Source organism: Actinoplanes couchii (genome assembly GCF_016862075.1).
Classification (GTDB): domain Bacteria; phylum Actinomycetota; class Actinomycetes; order Mycobacteriales; family Micromonosporaceae; genus Actinoplanes; species Actinoplanes couchii.
In genome coordinates, this window is the sequence record NZ_BOMG01000094.1 from 162,084 (window position 1) to 176,709 (window position 14,626).

Annotated in this window: 19 protein-coding genes and 1 riboswitch; of the genes, 10 read left to right on the forward strand and 9 right to left on the reverse strand. The window is 70.2% G+C overall.

Features of this window, described 5'->3' with window-relative positions; all coding sequences use genetic code 11:
• Positions 1 to 2 precede the first annotated feature (2 nt).
• Entirely contained in the window at positions 3 to 488 is a 486-nt protein-coding gene (locus tag Aco03nite_RS37675) for a nuclear transport factor 2-like protein (RefSeq protein WP_203804990.1), read from the forward strand.
• 6 nt (positions 489 to 494) lie between these two features.
• On the opposite strand, the gene Aco03nite_RS37680 is transcribed toward Aco03nite_RS37675, so the two are convergent.
• The 3 genes from Aco03nite_RS37680 to Aco03nite_RS37690 are packed head-to-tail and all read right to left on the reverse strand — an operon-like array spanning position 495 to position 2,929.
• Entirely contained in the window at positions 495 to 1,340 is an 846-nt protein-coding gene (locus tag Aco03nite_RS37680) for a hypothetical protein (protein WP_203804993.1), read from the reverse strand.
• Between the two features lie 3 nt (positions 1,341 to 1,343).
• A complete protein-coding gene (locus Aco03nite_RS37685; RefSeq protein ID WP_203804995.1) occupies positions 1,344 to 1,925 on the reverse strand; it encodes a pentapeptide repeat-containing protein in 582 nt (193 codons plus the stop codon).
• Entirely contained in the window at positions 1,922 to 2,929 is a 1,008-nt protein-coding gene (locus Aco03nite_RS37690) for an aldo/keto reductase (RefSeq protein ID WP_203804997.1), read from the reverse strand. Before Aco03nite_RS37690 ends, Aco03nite_RS37685 begins: the two co-directional genes overlap by 4 nt.
• A 38-nt stretch (positions 2,930 to 2,967) precedes the next feature.
• On the opposite strand from Aco03nite_RS37690, the gene Aco03nite_RS37695 reads away from it, so the two are divergent.
• From Aco03nite_RS37695 to Aco03nite_RS37700, 3 genes are read left to right on the forward strand one after another with little or no spacing between them, the layout of a single operon-like run.
• The gene (locus Aco03nite_RS37695) at positions 2,968 to 3,603 is read left to right on the forward strand and encodes a hypothetical protein (RefSeq protein ID WP_203804999.1); all 636 of its coding nucleotides are present in this window, start codon (positions 2,968 to 2,970) and stop codon (positions 3,601 to 3,603) included.
• A 3-nt stretch (positions 3,604 to 3,606) separates the two neighbouring features.
• Positions 3,607 to 3,738 carry a hypothetical protein gene (locus tag Aco03nite_RS54315; protein WP_275415940.1) on the forward strand — a complete coding sequence of 44 codons (132 nt, stop codon included), beginning with the start codon at positions 3,607 to 3,609 and terminating at the stop codon, positions 3,736 to 3,738.
• Between the two features lie 12 nt (positions 3,739 to 3,750).
• Positions 3,751 to 4,230, forward strand: coding sequence for a GNAT family N-acetyltransferase (locus tag Aco03nite_RS37700; RefSeq protein WP_203805001.1), 480 nt, complete (start codon positions 3,751 to 3,753; stop codon positions 4,228 to 4,230).
• Between the two features lie 8 nt (positions 4,231 to 4,238).
• On the opposite strand, the gene Aco03nite_RS37705 is transcribed toward Aco03nite_RS37700, so the two are convergent.
• Genes Aco03nite_RS37705 through mgrA form a run of 3 tightly spaced genes read right to left on the reverse strand, consistent with a single transcriptional unit; the run spans position 4,239 to position 6,671 of the window.
• Positions 4,239 to 4,985: a nucleotidyltransferase domain-containing protein gene (locus Aco03nite_RS37705; RefSeq protein WP_203805004.1), complete on the reverse strand. Its 747-nt coding sequence runs from the start codon at positions 4,983 to 4,985 to the stop codon at positions 4,239 to 4,241.
• On the reverse strand, positions 4,910 to 5,659 hold the full coding sequence (locus Aco03nite_RS37710) for a nucleotidyltransferase domain-containing protein (protein WP_203805007.1): 750 nt from the start codon (positions 5,657 to 5,659) through the stop codon (positions 4,910 to 4,912). The genes Aco03nite_RS37705 and Aco03nite_RS37710 overlap by 76 nt, the downstream gene beginning before the upstream one ends.
• A gap of 16 nt (positions 5,660 to 5,675) precedes the next feature.
• On the reverse strand, positions 5,676 to 6,671 hold the full coding sequence (mgrA, locus tag Aco03nite_RS37715) for an L-glyceraldehyde 3-phosphate reductase (RefSeq protein ID WP_203805010.1): 996 nt from the start codon (positions 6,669 to 6,671) through the stop codon (positions 5,676 to 5,678).
• A gap of 59 nt (positions 6,672 to 6,730) precedes the next feature.
• A riboswitch (glycine riboswitch) is annotated at positions 6,731 to 6,820 on the forward strand.
• A gap of 78 nt (positions 6,821 to 6,898) precedes the next feature.
• Between mgrA and gcvP the strand changes: the two genes are divergently transcribed.
• The gene (gene gcvP / locus Aco03nite_RS37720; RefSeq protein WP_203805013.1) at positions 6,899 to 9,706 is read left to right on the forward strand and encodes an aminomethyl-transferring glycine dehydrogenase; all 2,808 of its coding nucleotides are present in this window, start codon (positions 6,899 to 6,901) and stop codon (positions 9,704 to 9,706) included.
• Positions 9,707 to 9,789: 83 nt separating this feature from the next.
• On the opposite strand, the gene Aco03nite_RS37725 is transcribed toward gcvP, so the two are convergent.
• The 3 genes from Aco03nite_RS37725 to Aco03nite_RS53500 all read right to left on the reverse strand — a co-directional run bounded on the left by Aco03nite_RS37725 (position 9,790) and on the right by Aco03nite_RS53500 (position 11,736).
• On the reverse strand, positions 9,790 to 9,990 hold the full coding sequence (locus Aco03nite_RS37725; RefSeq protein WP_203805016.1) for a DUF5999 family protein: 201 nt from the start codon (positions 9,988 to 9,990) through the stop codon (positions 9,790 to 9,792).
• 470 nt (positions 9,991 to 10,460) lie between these two features.
• Positions 10,461 to 11,267, reverse strand: a complete 807-nt coding sequence (locus tag Aco03nite_RS37730) for an SDR family NAD(P)-dependent oxidoreductase (protein WP_203805018.1) — start codon at positions 11,265 to 11,267, stop codon at positions 10,461 to 10,463.
• Positions 11,268 to 11,319: 52 nt separating this feature from the next.
• Positions 11,320 to 11,736: a hypothetical protein gene (locus Aco03nite_RS53500; RefSeq protein ID WP_239145762.1), complete on the reverse strand. Its 417-nt coding sequence runs from the start codon at positions 11,734 to 11,736 to the stop codon at positions 11,320 to 11,322.
• Positions 11,737 to 11,851: 115 nt separating this feature from the next.
• Here Aco03nite_RS53500 and Aco03nite_RS53505 point away from each other — a divergent pair, with 115 nt between their 5' ends.
• From Aco03nite_RS53505 to Aco03nite_RS37760, 5 genes are all read left to right on the forward strand, one after another.
• Positions 11,852 to 12,028: an STAS domain-containing protein gene (locus tag Aco03nite_RS53505; protein WP_239145763.1), complete on the forward strand. Its 177-nt coding sequence runs from the start codon at positions 11,852 to 11,854 to the stop codon at positions 12,026 to 12,028.
• A gap of 240 nt (positions 12,029 to 12,268) precedes the next feature.
• Positions 12,269 to 12,754 (forward strand): sigma-70 family RNA polymerase sigma factor, encoded by a 486-nt coding sequence (locus tag Aco03nite_RS37745; protein ID WP_203805023.1) that lies wholly within the window; start codon positions 12,269 to 12,271, stop codon positions 12,752 to 12,754.
• 31 nt (positions 12,755 to 12,785) lie between these two features.
• The gene (gene def / locus Aco03nite_RS37750) at positions 12,786 to 13,277 is read left to right on the forward strand and encodes a peptide deformylase (protein ID WP_203805025.1); all 492 of its coding nucleotides are present in this window, start codon (positions 12,786 to 12,788) and stop codon (positions 13,275 to 13,277) included.
• Entirely contained in the window at positions 13,258 to 13,935 is a 678-nt protein-coding gene (locus tag Aco03nite_RS37755) for a class I SAM-dependent methyltransferase (protein WP_203805027.1), read from the forward strand. The genes def and Aco03nite_RS37755 overlap by 20 nt, the downstream gene beginning before the upstream one ends.
• Before the next feature lie 102 nt (positions 13,936 to 14,037).
• Positions 14,038 to 14,418 (forward strand): hypothetical protein, encoded by a 381-nt coding sequence (locus Aco03nite_RS37760; RefSeq protein ID WP_203805029.1) that lies wholly within the window; start codon positions 14,038 to 14,040, stop codon positions 14,416 to 14,418.
• Positions 14,419 to 14,626 lie beyond the last annotated feature (208 nt).

Below are 14,626 nucleotides of genomic sequence, written 5' to 3' on the forward strand. Positions count from 1 at the left end.
GGGTGAACGCGATCGAAACGTGGCGGACCGCCGGCGAGACCCGCAACGCGGATCTGGCGGTCACCGCCCTCACCCCCGACGTCACCCTGATCTCCCCGATCACCGAACAGTTCGTCTTCCGCGGCCGCGACCAGGTGCACAACCTGCTGGAGGTGGCCCTGTCCGAGATCGACGACCTGACCTACACCGACCAGGCCGGCGAGGGCCCGGTGGTGGCGCTGTTCTACGAGGCCAGGATCGGCGCCACCCGCATCTTCGAGGCCCAGCGCCTCCGCCTGTCCGACCAGGGCGAGATCGAAGAGATCACCCTTTACGTACGCCCACTACCGGCCCTGACCCTGCTGATGAACCGCCTGGGCCCCGAACTGGCCCGCCGCAACAACCAGCCCGCGCTGGCCCGCCTGGTCCCCCTCGCCGGAGGAGCCCTGCACGCCATGGCCACCTCCGGCGAACGAACCATCATGCCCCGGGTGGCCCCTCGCGACTGACGGCCCTCACATCGAGGCCAGTGCCGTCACCGGGTGGGTGGGGGAGGTGGGGCAGTGGAAGATGTTCAGGCTCCAGCCTCGGCCGATGGTGATGCCGGTGGGGTCGTAGCGGCTGTCCGGCGGGTCCTCCGGTGGGCGCCAGCTCTGGCCTTCGGTGGCCCACTCGCCGGTGGCCGCGACCAGCAGGAAACTCATCTCGGTGTGGCATGAGGCGCACCGCACCCAGTTCGGGTCGTGGTCGGCCAGATCCGGGAAGCCGCCGACCTTCCAGCCGGGTGCGAGCGACAGGTCGAAGAAGTAGGAGACGGTACTGACTGCTTCCCAATCGGCGATCTGCGCGCGCAGGCCGGCGGGCAGCAGGTCCCGGTGCCGGTGTTCGACGACCTGTTCCGGATGGAGGACGCAGGGCTCGGGCAGGTAGTACCCGGTGGTCACCGGCGGCTTCGGCGGATCTGCCAGGACCTCGGTGACGTCGGCGGCACTGCGCCAGAAGACACGCGGCAGCGGATTGAAGTCGTGGTCGGTGTGGTTGAGCGGGCACCACAGCAGCTGCATCAGGTCGTGGCCGGGCAGGTCCGGCACGTCCCGGCGGTACAGCTGGGCGACCGGGACCATCGGGATCGGCTCGTCGGTCGGATCGCCGTCCGCCGGTTCGAACCAGTGTTCGTCGGCGGCGTCGCAGTGCGGCCACGGCTCATCGGCCGGCCACAGCAGCGGCCCACCGATCGAACTGTCGGTGCGGGCCGGTGTGCCGGGGCGCGGATGCAGGCGGGTCGTCGTCGCCGTGTGGTCGCGTAGTGAGGGGAAGAGGGCGGCGATGTCGGCCGGGCGTGGGGGTGTCGTTCTGGGCACGGGTCAGGCGTCGCGGATCTGCAGGCCGAGGGAGATCGCCAACGTCACGGCCTGGTCGGCGGTGATCACGGCGTCGCGGAGTTCGACCGTGCGCGGGTCGAAGGCCTGCAGGTCGGTGCCGCGCAGGTCGCAGCCGGTGAAGTCGGCCCCGGTCAGCTGGGCCGCGGACAGGTCCAGGCCGCGCATCGTGCCGTTGCGGCAGCGGGCGCCGGTCAGGTCCGCCTCGCGCATGCGGACGCCGGTGAACGTGGCGGTGCCCAGGTCGGCGCGGGGCAGGGCGATGAACGACCAGTCGCCGCCGTCGACGGTGGTGAGGTCGAAGGTGCAGGCGTCGAACGTACTGCCGATGGTCTTGCAGTTGGTCAGTGTGGCGTCGAAGAAGTTGCAGTTGACGAAACGGCAGTTCAGGTAGGCGACGTCGGTCTGGACCGAGCAGTTGAACCGGGTGTCGCGGAAGACGCAGCCGGAGAACTCGACACCCTCCAGGTCGGTCTCGCACAGGTCCAGTGCCGAGAACTGCACGTCCTCGTGCCGGCGCTCGGCTCCGGCGCCGGCGTCCCAGTCCCGGGTGGTGATCGTCTTCATGAGCGGCGTCGCGGGGACCGGGCCAGGTAGGCGTGCGGGTATGGCAACGGCTGCTCACCGGCGGTGGTCAACCGGTCCAGGTGCTCGTCGTCCAGGGTCCAGCCGATCGCCCCGAGGGTGTCGTCCAGTTGGGCGACGCTGCGGGCGCCGACGATCGGCGCGGTCACCCCCGGCCGCTGTGCCACCCATCGCAACGCGACCTGCGCCGGCGTACGCCCGATCTGCCCGGCGACCTCGATCAGCGTGTCGGTGACCCGCCACACCCGTTCGTCGACCGCGTTCTCCCAGTTGCCGAGCCACGGCTGTTGGTCGCCGTCCCAGCGGGCGCCGGCCGGGGCCGCGGTCATGCCGCGCTGATACTTTCCGGTCAGCCAGCCGCCGCGCATCGGCGACCACGGGATGATCCCGACACCTTCGTTGCGGCACACCGGCACGTGTTCGTGCTCGATCTCCCGGTCGATCAGGTTGTAGAGCGGCTGCGATGCCACGAACGGTTCCCAGCCCCGGAAGCGGGCCACGTCCACCGACTTCTGCAACTGCCACGCCGCATAGTTGGACACCCCCAGGTGCCTGACCTTGCCGGTACGAACCAGCTGGTCGAGCGTGGACAGCGTCTCCTCGACGGGTGTCGTCTCGTCGAAACAGTGCAGCTGGTAGAGGTCGAGGTAGTCGGTGCCGAGCCGTCGCAGGCTGTCGTGCACGGCCGCGATCAGGTGCTTGCGTCCCGCGCCGTGGTCGTTACGGCCGTCGCCGGTGGCCCAGAACCCCTTGGTCGCCACGACCAGCGAATCCCGGCGCTGCCGGGCCAGCCACCGCCCGACGATCTCCTCGGACACCCCGCCCGCGTAGACGTCGGCGGTGTCGACGAAGTCTCCGCCGGCCGCCACGAACCGGTCCAGGATCGCGTGCGCGGCACTCTCGTCGGCTTCCTTGCCGAACGTCATCGTCCCGAGGCACAGCTCACTGACCCGAAGCCCACTGGCCCCGACATTCCGGTAGTCCATGCACATGATCCTTTCAGGACGCCCGTAGATTGGCCACCGTGACACGAACGCTGCGGACCCTCGGCTGGTGGTCCGATCCGGGCCCGGACGTCTGCGCCTTCGTCCACCCCGGCGAGCCCGACCGGGAGACCGCCGCCTACCTGCGGTCCGGGACACCGCTGATGTGGCGGGGCACCCCCTGGTCCTGCATTCTGTGCGGCCGTCGGAACGGTTCGGCGGTCCTCACCGACGGCGAGTTCCTGTGGCCGGAGGATCTACCCCACTACCTCGACGACCATGGCGTACGCCTCCCGGTCCAGCTCCGCGGCACGGCCCCGCCGGTGGACGCCGACGGTTTCGTCTTCGAGTCCGACGGCGCGTGGTGGCAGGCCCAGTCCCGCGACGGCACCCACCTGCCCGGCTGTCCGCGGCACCCGGCGCTGCGGCGCTGGAACCTGCCGGGGCCGGCCGACGTCTGGATCGACGGTGTCCCGCCGGGCGACGTCACCACGATGGCCCGGGTCCGCCGCCTGTTCGGCGCCGACTGGCCGTTCACCACCCTCCACGACCGGACAGCGGCCCAGCCGTTCCCGATCGCGACCGGCATCGACCCGCGCCCGTGGTTCGACCACCCGGAGCTGAGCGCCTACCTGCACCTGGCCACCCCCGACGGCCTACGCCCATTACGAAGCTGAACCGTGAGCGCGGAGCAGGGACAGATGGTGGGTCACGGCCTCGGTGAGGCGGGGCTCGTCGCCGGTGGCCAGCAGGTCCAGCAGGGCGCCCCGCAGGACGGCCAGGGTCAGCGTACGGTGGACGGCTCCCGCTGAGAGGGTGTGTTCATGGTGATCCGACGTGCCGACCGGGCCGGTGACCTCGGGTGGGTGGTCATGGCGAACGCCGAGGTCTACCACCGGCAGTTCGGGTGGAACACCGATTACGAGGTTCTCGTCGCCGGGATCGTGGCGGGCTTCGGGGCGCGGCACGACCCGGCGCGGGAGACCGGCTGGATCGCCGAGCTGGACGGTCGCCGGGTCGGCTGCGTGTTCCTGGTGGCCACCGACGACCCCACCGTGGCGCGGCTGCGGATCCTGGTCGTGACGCCCGACGGGCGAGGGCGCCAACTCGGCACCCGGCTGGTCCAGGAGTGCCTGACGTTCGCCCGGAATGCCGGCTACCAGCGGGTCACGCTCTGGACCAACGACGTGCTGGTGGCCGCCCGGCGGATCTACGAGAGCTTCGGGTTCACCCTGACCGACCAGGAGCCGCACCACAGCTTCGGCCATGATCTGGTCGGCCAGAACTGGATGGTCGAACTCTGAAGAGGCCGCTAGGCGAGGCGGGTGCGGACGACCAGGTCGTGCAGGGCGGAGACGGCGGCCGGGTCGGCGTACGCCGGAAGCTTGGTCTCGTCCCTGGCGTCCTCCAGCTCGGCACGCAGCGCGGGGACGTCGGCGGCCAGCCACGCCGCCGCCTGTGCCGGGAGCGGACCGTGTTCGGCCTCGCGTTTCGCGGCGATCAGCTCCGGGACGTAGGCGAGGCGCTCGCCGAGGACCCGCAGGTCGCACTCCAGTTCGCCGGTGCGCATCAGGTGGATGCCGGTCAGCAGCACCCGCAGCGTGTACAGGGCCGGCTTGAGCTGCCCGGTGCCGTGGTAGAGCCGTTCCTGGGTGCGGGAGAACCCCAGGTAGTGGTGGGCGTGGTTGCTGGTGATCAGCGCGGGCGCCAGCGACGTCAGCTCACGGTGCACCTCGGTGCTGTGCACCACCAGCGGCGACAGCAGCTGCTCCAGCACGTAGCCGTTGCGGCTGTTCAGCAGCTTGGCGAATTTCAGCAGGTCGTGGCTGACGATGTCCAGTTCGACACCGTCGCGGATGCCGGAGCGTTCCAGGGTGTCCGGGCCGGTGCGCAGGCCGACGACCTCGTCCGGCGGCAGCACGTGCGCGGCGCGCAGGTCCAGGTCGGAGTCGGTGGAGGCGAAACCGTACAGGTGGGCGCCGCTCACGGTGGCGAAGAGCAGGGGATAGGGCAGGGCGGTGGCGGCGTCGGCGGCCCACTGCGGTACTTCGGTGGCCACTGCTGCAGGTTCCTTTCGCGTACGGCTACCAGCAGCCGGTCCACGGCGGCTCGATCAGGATGCTCGGGCAGTTCGGTCACGGCTGCCGCTTCGGCGAGTTCGTCCTGCAGACGGCCCGCCCAGGCCGCGACGGCGGGCCACGCGACCTGGCCCCGGCGTACCGCAAGAAGGTCGTCGCGAAGGTGTGACACGTCGACCAGGACCTCGCCGGTGCGCAGCACGTGTGCACCGGCCATCAGCAGGCGGATCATGTGCATGGCCTGCTTGAAGTTGATCTCGCCGGTTCGGTCGCGCCGCGACGCCACCTTGGCGAGCTGATCCCGTGCGTACGAGCCGTACGTCTGCGCCACCCGCGTCGAGAGGAACGCCCCTCTGACCGCGAGAAGGAGCCGGCCGTCATCGTTGCACAACGAGACCAGGGGCGACCACAGCACTTCCAGCACGGTCGGATTCCCCTGCAAGGCGAGCGTGCAGAACCGTTCGATCTCCCACGAGAACTGCTCGTCGAGGGGCCCGTCCAGGTGGGTCGGCGGTTTGTCGAGCGACCAGAACGCGCGGGTCGGCGCCACGAACACGCCTCGGCGGTCGTGGTCGGAATCGGGCCCGTGGAGTCCGTAGGCGCGGGATCCGACGACGACCGCCAGGGCGGTGTGCCGTTCGACAAGGTCGATCATGAAGCGGAGGGTACGGCTACGCGTCCAGCACCGTCGCGTCGATTTCGTCGATCTCGCTCTGGTCGAGGCTCAGGTTGCCGAGCGCGGCGATGTTGTTCTCCAGCTGCTGGACACTCGACGCGCCGATGATCAGGCTGGTCATCCGCTCGTCGCGCAGCGCCCACACCAGGGCGAGCTGGGCCAGGCTCTGACCGCGCCGCTTGGCGATGTCGTTGAGCTTGTGCAGCCGGCCCAGCTTCTCGCCGTCCAGGTCGTCCTCGCCGAGGAAGACGCTGGTGCGCATCCGCGAGTCGTCCGGGATGCCACCGAGGTAGCGGTCGGTGAGCAGGCCCTGCTGCAGCGGGCTGAAGGCGATGCAGCCGGCGCCGGCCGTCTCCAGGGTGTCCAGGAGGTTGTCGTGCTCGATCCAGCGGTTGAGGATCGAGTAGGACGGCTGGTGGATCAGCAGCGGCGTGCCGAGTTCGGTCAGGATCTCGGCGGCCTTCGCGGCCTGCTCGCTCTTGTAGTTGCTGATGCCGACGTAGAGGGCCTTGCCGGAGCGGACGATCGCGTCGAGCGCGGTCATCGTCTCCTCGAGGGGCGTCTCCGGGTCGGGCCGGTGGTGGTAGAAGACGTCGACGTAGTCCAGGTCCATCCGCTTCAGGGACTGATCCAGCGACGACACCAGGTACTTGCGGGATCCCCAGTCACCGTAGGGGCCGTCCCACATGTGGTAACCGGCCTTGGTCGAGATGATCAGTTCGTCCCGGTGGTGCTGGAAGTCGGCCTTGAGGATGCGGCCGAAGTTGGTCTCGGCGCTGCCGGGCGGCGGCCCGTAGTTGTTGGCCAGGTCGAAGTGGGTGACCCCGAGGTCGAAGGCGCGGCGGACGATGTCGGCCTGGCGGTCGCCGGGGCGGCCGTCACCGAAGTTGTGCCAGAGGCCCAGGCTGATGGCGGGAAGCTTGAGACCGCTGCGACCAGCACGCCGGTAGATCATTTCGGCGTAGCGGTCGGCGGCAGGGAAGTACGTCACAGGCACACCCTAGGACTCCCGATCATGGTCAGGTGCGCTGGTAGGTTGGTGATGCCAGCAACACCCATGCGGGAGAGACCCTGTCGACAGGGCGCCGAAGGGGCAAATCCTCCCCGGAACCTCTCAGGCAAAAGGACCGCGGTGGGCGGCACTCTGAAATGCCCGCGTTCGGGGTATGACAGAGGGGGAGGTCAGTTCCTCGGACCTTCTCACGCTTGGAGTCGCCCATGACATCCCCGTTCGTCTCCCGCCACATCGGCCCGGACAACCACGAGCAGGATCAGATGCTCAAGGCCATCGGGTACGGGTCGGTCGAGCAGCTCATGGACGCCGCGATCCCCTCGACGATCCGTTTCGACGGGGTCCTGGACCTGCCCGCCGGGGCGTCCGAGGAGCAGGCGATCGCCGAGCTGCGGGCCATCGCCGGCCGCAACGTCCTGGCCACCCCGATGATCGGCCTCGGCTACTACAACACCGTCACCCCGGCCGTGATCAAGCGCAACGTCCTGGAGAACCCGGCCTGGTACACGGCGTACACCCCGTACCAGCCGGAGATCAGCCAGGGCCGCCTGGAAGCGCTGCTCAACTTCCAGACCATGGTCACCGACCTGACCGGGCTGACCACCGCCAACGCCAGCATGCTCGACGAGGCCACCGCGGTCGCCGAGGCGATGACCCTCGCGCGGCGCGCGTCCAAGAGCAGGAGCAGCGTGTACGCGGTGGACGCGGACACGTTCCCGCAGACGCTGTCGGTGCTGCGTACCCGGGCGGAGCCGCTCGGGATCTCGGTCGTGCTCGTCGACCTGGATTCCGACGAGCTGCCGGAAGACTACTTCGGCCTGCACCTGCAGTACCCGGGCGCTTCGGGCACCGTCCGGGACCACTCGGCCCTGGTGGCGGCCGCCCACGCCAAGGGTGCCCTGGTCACCGCCGCCGCCGACCTGCTCGCGCTGACGCTGCTGCGCGCGCCCGGCGAGATCGGCGTGGACATCGCCGCGGGCACCACCCAGCGGTTCGGCGTGCCGCTGGGCTTCGGTGGCCCGCACGCGGGTTACCTGGCGGTGCGTGCCGGCCTGGAGCGGTCGCTGCCCGGCCGCCTGGTGGGCGTCTCCAAGGACGCCGACGGCGACCGCGCCTACCGTCTCGCCCTGCAGACCCGCGAGCAGCACATCCGCCGCGAGAAGGCCACCTCCAACATCTGTACCGCGCAGGTGCTCCTCGCGGTGATGGCCAGCATGTACGCGGTCTACCACGGCCCGCAGGGGCTGCGCGGCATCGCCAAGCGCGTCCACCACCACGCTCTGACCCTGGCCGGGTCGTTCACCGCCGCCGGCATCGACGTCGTGTCGAACGCCTTCTTCGACACGGTGACCGCCGTCGTCCCCGGCCGGGCCGCGTCGATCGTCGCGTCGGCCGCCGAGTCCGGCATCGACCTGCTGCTCGTCGACGCCGACCACGTTTCGGTCTCCACCGACGAGACCACCACCGACGCGCACGTGGCCGCCGTCCTCGCCGCGTTCGGCGTGCCGCTCGCCACCGCCGCCGAGTGTGGTGCCAAGCCGCTGGGCCGCACCACCGAGTACCTGACGCACCCGGTGTTCAACACCCACCACTCCGAGACGAGCATGCTGCGCTACCTGCGCAAGCTGTCCGACCGGGACTATGCCCTGGACCGGGGCATGATCCCGCTCGGCTCGTGCACGATGAAGCTGAACGCCACCACCGAGATGGAAGCCGTCACCTGGCCGGAGTTCGCGAACATCCACCCGTTCGCGCCGTCGTCGCAGACCGAGGGCTACGAGCACCTGGTCGCGCAGTTGGAGGCGTGGCTGGCCGAGATCACCGGCTACGACGCGGTCAGTGTCCAGCCGAACGCCGGTTCCCAGGGTGAGCTGGCCGGTCTGCTCGCGATCCGCGGCTACCACCGCTCCCGCGGCGAGGCGCACCGGGACGTGTGCCTGATCCCGTCGTCGGCGCACGGCACCAACGCCGCCAGCGCGGTGATGGCCGGCATGCGGGTCGTCGTGGTCGCCTGCGACGCCGACGGCAACGTCGACCTGGCCGACCTGGACGCCAAGATCGAGAAGCACCGGGACGCCCTGTCCGCGATCATGGTGACCTACCCGTCGACCCACGGCGTGTACGAGACGTCGATCGCCGACCTGTGCGCGAAGGTGCACGAGGCAGGCGGCCAGGTGTACGTGGACGGCGCGAACCTGAACGCGCTCGTCGGTTACGCCCGGCCCGGGAAGTTCGGCGCCGACGTGTCGCACCTGAACCTGCACAAGACGTTCTGCATCCCGCACGGCGGCGGCGGTCCCGGCGTGGGCCCGGTCGCGGTCGGCGCGCACCTCGCCGACTTCCTGCCCGGCAACCCCCTGGAGCAGGGCGATCACCACGCGGTGTCGGCGGCGGCACACGGGTCGGCGGGCATCCTGCCGATCTCGTGGGCGTACATCCGGATGATGGGCCCGGACGGTCTGCGGGCGGCCACCGCGTCGGCGGTGCTGGCGGCCAACTACGTCGCGGCCCGGCTGCGGGAGCACTACCCGGTGCTGTACGCGGGTGAGGGCGGCCTGGTCGCGCACGAGTGCATCCTGGACCTGCGGCCGATCACCAAGGCCACCGGCGTGACGGTCGACGACGTCGCCAAGCGGCTCATCGACTACGGCTTCCACGCGCCGACCATGTCGTTCCCGGTCGCCGGCACCCTGATGGTGGAGCCGACCGAGAGTGAGGACCTGGCCGAGCTGGACCGCTTCATCGCCGCGATGATCGCCATCAAGGGCGAGATCGACAAGGTGGCGGCGGGAGAGTGGCCGGCCGGAGACAATCCGCTCGCCAACGCTCCGCACACGGCGGCCGCTGTCACGGCGGATGAATGGAATCACGCGTATTCACGCTCCGTGGCCGGTTTCCCGGAGGGCGTGGACCGTACGGACAAGTACTGGCCGCCGGTGCGGCGCATCGACGGGGCGTACGGCGACCGGAATCTGGTGTGTTCCTGCCCGTCGCCGGAGGCCTTCGAGGACTGAGTCCGTGACGCAGGTCGCGGTCGTCTCTGATCGCGGCCTGCGCGGCTTTCCAGGGGCCTCGTCGGTTACGCTGCGTGCTTGTTTCAGGCCGCCAGTGCGTGCACCGCGGGGCCCCGGTGCGGTTCGATCATCGTGCCGTCCGGCAGCAGCTCACCGGTGTCCTCGAAGACGATGACGCCGTTGCAGAGCAGGCTCCAGCCCTGCTCCCGGAAGGTCGCGATGATGCGTGCGGCCTCACGGTCGGTGGCGTCGGCGGAGGGGCATGGCTTCAGGTGTTGACACATCTTCGACTCCGGTCGGGGGCTGTGTGAAGGTTCACATTCTGCGTGACGCAACTTACCTCACATCGAACGACAGCGGTTCAAGGCGGTGACGGCGCCGGCAGGTGGGTCCTCGCCTCCCATGCTCCACGCCGAGACGGCCATCGACCACTCTCCGCGACCTCCGTTCGGTGCTCCGCCGGGCGCCCCGGCCGCTTGCCAAGCCCGTCACCACGCGTTACGGGCATTTCGATGACGCCGGGGTGATCCCGGTGACCCCGACGAGCTTCGAGCGGCATTTGTGGACGACAACGGACTGCCGGTGCGAAACGTTGACCGAACGGATGACAAAAATAATCCGATCGGTGATGGTGCCAGGTGCGGGGCGGCACTCTACGTATCCGCGAATGCCGGTTCCGTAATGGCCGCAGAGCACGGCGAAAAGAGCGGCGGCCGGGTCGTCGCCCGGCCGCCGCACCACCCTTCAGATTCGATCAGGAGTCGCCGGAACCGGGCTCGGCCATCCGGCGGTGCAGCGCGGCCTTGACCCGGTCCGGGGCGACCTTGCTCGCCACCGCCTGCGCCCGGGTGCCGACCGACCCGGCCAGGACCTTCTCCCTGCCCGCGAACAACGCACGCAGACCCTGCTCGGCGACCTGGGCCGGATCGTCCTTGTCACTCGCGCCGACCCGGGTGTCGTCCATCTCGGCACGGTGGAAGAAGTTCGTGTCGGTCGGGCCGGGCATCAGCGCGGTCACCGTGACGCCGCTGTCGGCCACCTCGGCCCGCAACGCCTCGGCGAACGACTGGGTGAACGACTTCGACGCGTTGTAGACCGCCTGGAACGTGCCCGGCATCATCGACGCGATCGACGAGGTGACCAGCACCCGGCCGGCGCCCCGGTCCACCATGCCGGGCAGGGCCCGCTTGGCCAGGTGCACGGTGGACGTCACGTTCACCGCGATCACGTCCAGCTCCTCGGCCAGATCGGTGCCGCCGACGAACGCCCCGCCGATCCCGCGGCCGGCGTTGAGCGCCAGCACGTCGACGTCACGGCCGGTGGCCCGGACCGCCGCCCAGACGTTCTCCACCCCGTCGTAGGCGGCGAGGTCGGCCCGGACCGCGGTCACCCGGTTCACGCCGTCCCGGCGCAGACCGGCGGCGGCCTCCTCGATGCCCTCGTCCTCGGCGACGATCAGCAGGTCGTGGCCGCGTTCGGCGAGTTGCCGGGCCAGTTCGTAGCCGATGCCGCTGGAGGCGCCGGTGACCACGGCGAAAGGATTCCCGGTAGATGTCGTCATGCCTTTCGCATGCCCCGGTCGTGCTGGTTCATACTTCTGGTCGCGCGTCCTTCTAGTCGCGCGTCGACGCCCACGCCAGGGTGAGAGCCGCCGCGTCCTCGGCCACCGCGCCCGGGATCGCCCACCCGTGCTGTTCGGTCCAGGACCGCCAGCGTGCCCCGGCGACACTCGCCCCGGCCGTGGCCAGACCCGCCACGATCGCCGGGCCGGCCATGCCCGTGCCCCGGCGGCGGGCGAACATCGCGCCGGCCACCGCCCCGAGCACGACCCGCCCGGCCAGCGGCCCCGGAGCCAGCCGGCTCGGCGCCTTGCGGGACTTGTCGAAGGCGATCTCACCGAGCGCCGCGGCGCCCGCCGCCACCCGCACCCAGCCACGCTTGCGCAGCGCCAGCCGGGCCAGCGGGGTCGCACTACGGGCACCGGCCGAGGCGCCGAGCAGAACGGATCGAAGGAGAACTCTGTCGGTCATGACGAGCGGATGCCCGCCCGGAGGCCGGTCAAACGACTCCGGAGACCTTCGCGTCGTACGGCCGCGGACCCGAGGGTTCGGCGGTGTCCCCCGGGGGCACCGCTATCTGCGCCACGTGCCGCTGCTGGACGCCGCCGGCATCCGGGCGCTGCTGGCCGTCCGCGAGGCCGCCCGGGTCCGCGGCACGCGGGTACGTGTCACCGGTGTCCAACCGTTCGTCGCCCGGCTGCTGACCATGACCGGATTGCGTGATCTCCTGCCCGGCGGGGGACCGGACACCCCGCCGCGCTGAGGACCGGCCGCACAGCCTCCTGATAGCCCGCTCCGAGCCGTCTCTACCGAATGCGTGCCACTGTCGGCATCCGCCCCCACGGACGGGGGCTGAGCGCGTACTTTGACCGACGCGCGGCAGCGAGATGCTCCACAATGGCACCCTCCCGGGTGTCGCGGTGGGGGTATAGAGAGGCGACATCCGGACATGCTGGACATACTCGAACACAAGACCGTGGTGACTGAGCGGTCAGGGATTCGCATGCGGGTGGATTTCACCCGTTTCGCCAGCGCTTCCACCGCTCGCCTGCACAGCAGCGCCTTCCAGCTCTGCCGGGACTGGCACCTCGCCCAGGACCTCACCCAGGCCACCCTGGCCAAACTGTTCCTCAGCTGGGACCGGGCGGCCGACAGCGACAATCTGCCGGCGTACGCGCAGAAGGTCCTGCTCCGGGTCTATCTGGACCACCGGCGGCGCCGCAGCTCCACCGAGACCGTGCCCGGTGATCTGCGCGAGCCGGAGTACTCGATGAGCCCCGAACTGCGCATCACCCTGCAGGACGCGTTGTCCCGCCTGCCCGTCCGGGACCGGGCGATCGTGATGCTGCGCTACTACGCCGACCACAGCGTGGAACAGGTCGCCCAGGAACTGGACGTGCCGATCACCGTGGTCAAGAGCCAGACCCGGCGCTCCCTGATCAAACTCCGGCACATGCTCAGCGGGGAACGCCCCACCCTGTTCGCCTGACCCACCGTAAGCACCGGATAGCCTGTGCGGCATGACAGTCAGGCCCATCCGGCTCTACGGTGACCCCGTTCTGCGTACCCCCGCCGACGAGATCACCTCGTTCGACGCCGACCTGCGCGAGCTCGTCCGCGACCTGGAGGACACCGTCCGTGAACCGGGCCGGGCCGGTGTCGCCGCCCCACAGATCGGCGTCAGCCTGCGGGTGTTCTCCTACAACGTCGGCGGCGTCATCGGGCACCTGATCAACCCGGTGCTCAGCGACTTCGACGGTGAGCAGACCGACGAGGAGGGCTGCCTGTCGCTGCCCGGCCTCGGCTACGACACCACCCGGTCGGAATCGGTCACGGCCACCGGCTTCGACCAGCACGGCGAGCCCCTCGTCATCAAGGGGACCGGGTTCCTGGCCCGCGCCCTGCAGCACGAGGTCGACCACCTCAGCGGGCGGCTCTACGTCGACACCCTCAAAGGTGACGTGCGCCGTCAGGCCCTGCGGGAGTTGCGGCGTGTCGTCCCCCGCCCCTGACTCCCCGTCCTCTTCTTCGGAGGATGCCCGTCGCCATGCCGCCGCTTCTCTTGCGGCCGGCGACCCCACCGGGTGGTTCGAGACGTTGTACGCCGCATCACGCGCCGGGCAGGCCGTGGTCCCGTGGGACGTGGCCGAGCCCAGCGCCCGCCTGCGCGCCCTCGGGCTTCCGGACGGCGCGGGCCTGCGGGCGCTGATCGTGGGGTGCGGGCCCGGCCGGGACGCCGAGTACGTGGCCTCCCGCGGGTATGCCACCACCGCGTTCGACATCTCGGCCACCGCTATCGACCTCGCCCGGGAACGGCACCCCGACAGCCCGGTCACCTACGTCGTGGCTGATCTGCTCGATCCGCCGGTGGCCTGGCGGCACGGGTTCGACCTGGTGCTGGAGAGCAACAACGTGCAGGCGCTGCCGTCGGCGATCCGTGCCGCGGCCGTTCCGGCCATCAGCGGGTTCGTCGCTCCGGGTGGCACGTTGATCGTGCTGGCGGCCGCCACCACCCGGATCGACAGCGACGGGTCCGGGCCGCCGTGGCCGCTGACCCGCGACGAGATCGACGCGTTCGCCGTGGGCGGGCTCCGGCAGGTGTCCGTCGAACAGGTGAACGCCGCCGGAACCGCGCTGCCGGCCCGATGGCAGCCCGTCTACCGGCGGTGAATGTCACTCCTTGGGAGTATCCGGGCGGTGGCGCCGTGGGTGGTGGGCTGCCGGGATCGCATGATCAATGCGGTTGCTGTCGGCACCTTCCGAGGAGATGACATGTTCGCGCTGTTGTCCGGGCGTACCGCCGCCGTGGTGATGTCCTTCGGTGTTGCCGCCGGGCTGGCCGCCTTCGCGCCGCTCGGGGGAGGGGCGGCCGCTTTCGCCGGTAGCTCGACCGCCTTCGCCGGAAACCGGGCCACCTTCGCCGGGAGCCCGGCCACCTTCGCGGAAAGCCCGGCCATCGGACGTGCCCGGGCCGCGATCGTCGAGACCGAGACCCAGCGGGGTGGCATCGGCGCGTCCGTCGCGGACCTGGTAGCCCTGATCAAAAACCGTCACCCCGTCGTCGACAGCACCACGGTGACCTGGACCGGCACGGACACCAACGTCGTCTTCACCGGCACCGCCAGGTTCCTCGGAGCATCCGCCGGACCATAGGGTGCACAGGTGAACGACGAAGCACGCCGGGCAGCGGTCACCACGTTGATCGACCTGCTCACGAGGATCAACCCGGTCCTCCAACCCGTGCCGGACGATCGCGGTTGACGGGTATCCAACGCGACGAGCCGCCACCCACGGGGAAGTGGGGTGGCGGCTCGATGGCGCGGGTCAGCCGATGGTGACGTTGAAGATCGGGTTGGCGGCG